Source organism: Streptomyces sp. ActVer (assembly GCF_027270795.1).
GTDB classification, from domain to species: domain Bacteria; phylum Actinomycetota; class Actinomycetes; order Streptomycetales; family Streptomycetaceae; genus Streptomyces; species Streptomyces umbrinus_A.
Genome location: NZ_JAPWHT010000867.1, coordinates 1 through 1,576 on the forward strand (window position 1 = coordinate 1; position 1,576 = coordinate 1,576).

The following is a 1,576-nucleotide window of genomic DNA, read 5'->3' on the forward strand; positions in this document are numbered from 1 at the left end:
CCGATCTCCTGCGCTGCGGTGCGCCGCGCGCCCGCGTCCGGCCCGCGCTGGCCCTGTGGTGGTACGTGTCCGCGGTGGCCGGTTCCTTGACCCATGTCGTGTGGGACGCGTTCACGCATCTCGACCGATGGGGCATGCGGGTCTTTCCGGTCCTCGGGCAGGAGATCGCGGGCTCGCCGCTCTACTGGTATCTGCAGTACGGCGGTTCGGCGGTCGCCGCGGTGGTGATCGCCGCCTTCGTCGTGGTCGCCCTGCGGCGGCAGCGCGACACGGAGCCCGTGGGGGTGCCGGTGCTGTCCGTACGGGACCGGTGGCTCGCCGCGGCCGTGATCGGTGGCTGCGCGACGGTGGCCGCGGTGCGGCGGGCGACACGGTGGTGGGACCACTGGTCGGCCGGCGCGAAGCCCTGGGAGCTGATTCCCACCGTGTGCTTCGGGGCGGGGGCGGGTCTCGCCGTCGGCCTCGCGCTGTACGGCGTGGCGGTCAGGGTGTGGCGTCCGGCTCCGGTTCGTCCCAGCCCGGCAGCGGTTCGTACGGAGCCGAGCCGTCCGACTCCTCGCTGATCGCGGTCTCCGGGGTGAGGTCCCGGCCGAGGCCGCGGCCCTGGCCCAGCCCCCGGTGGACGGCCTGCGCTATGCGCTCGATGGTGCGGACGCCGTACGCCATCGTGGGGTTGTCGTGGGACAGGACGACGATGCGGTAGCTGCGGCCCTCGCCGGTGAAGGCGCCGATGCTGTGGACGCGCCAGCCGTGGGTGTCTCGGGGCAGCCAGCCGTTCTTGACGTGTGCCGTCAGCCCTTGCGGCATGCCCGCGGGGACGCCCCACCGCTGGTCGGCGCGAACCTCTGAGAGCAGTTTCAGGCCGTACGCGCGGGTACGGAGGAAGGACTGGGCGTTCGTCAGTACCTCCAGCAGGCGCATCTGGTCGGTGGCCGTGGTGCGGGTGAGGCCCCAGTAGCCGCCCGGGCCCAGGAGGGTGGCGGTGGTGCGGACTCGGACGAGGAAGTCGTTCAGGTAGCTGCGGCCCAGGTCGGCCCAGAGTCGCACGGCCGAGTCGTTGTCGGAGCTGATGATCATGGGGCGTACGTTCGTCTCTTCCCACGGGGTGAGTCGGCGCCCCAGCTCCTCGGCGCGGCGCAGCAGCCCCTCCATGATCAGCACCTTGACGACGCTCGCCGAGTCGTACTGCCGCTCACTGGCGCGTGCGCAGGTCAGCCCGGAGTCGTCCTGCACCGCCACGGAGACCGTGCCGTCCCTCGACGACAGGGCCGTCTGGATGTCCTGGGAGAGCCGGGCGGCCAGGTCGGGGGCGTGGGGGGCCTGGCAGGTGACGGTGTCGGCGGGATCGGCCGAGGAGGCGTGGTGGCCCGTGGCGCCCTGCCTGAGGTGCCAGTCGGTCCAGTCGGCGGTGTCGGCCGGGACGCGTCTGGTCGTGGCGCCGGCCGGGATTCTGGGGCTGGCCGCGGTGGCCGCGACGGGCGGGCCGTCGAGGCAGGCCACGATGTCCACGCGCATCTCGTCGGCGGACTGGTACCGGTAGTCCGGGTCCTTGGTGAGCGCCTTCAGGACGATGGCG

At 72.8% G+C, this 1,576-nt stretch carries 2 protein-coding genes; one reads left to right on the top strand and one right to left on the bottom strand.

What is annotated here, in order from left to right:
* Window positions 1–563: DUF4184 family protein (locus O3Q52_RS52920; RefSeq protein ID WP_269655524.1), on the top strand; the 563-nt coding region annotated here is incomplete at its 5' end.
* Here O3Q52_RS52920 and O3Q52_RS52925 read toward each other — a convergent pair.
* On the bottom strand, window positions 484–1,576 hold a 1,093-nt coding region (locus tag O3Q52_RS52925; protein ID WP_269655525.1), incomplete at its 5' end, for a serine hydrolase. The two genes, O3Q52_RS52920 and O3Q52_RS52925, sit on opposite strands and share 80 nt — an antisense overlap.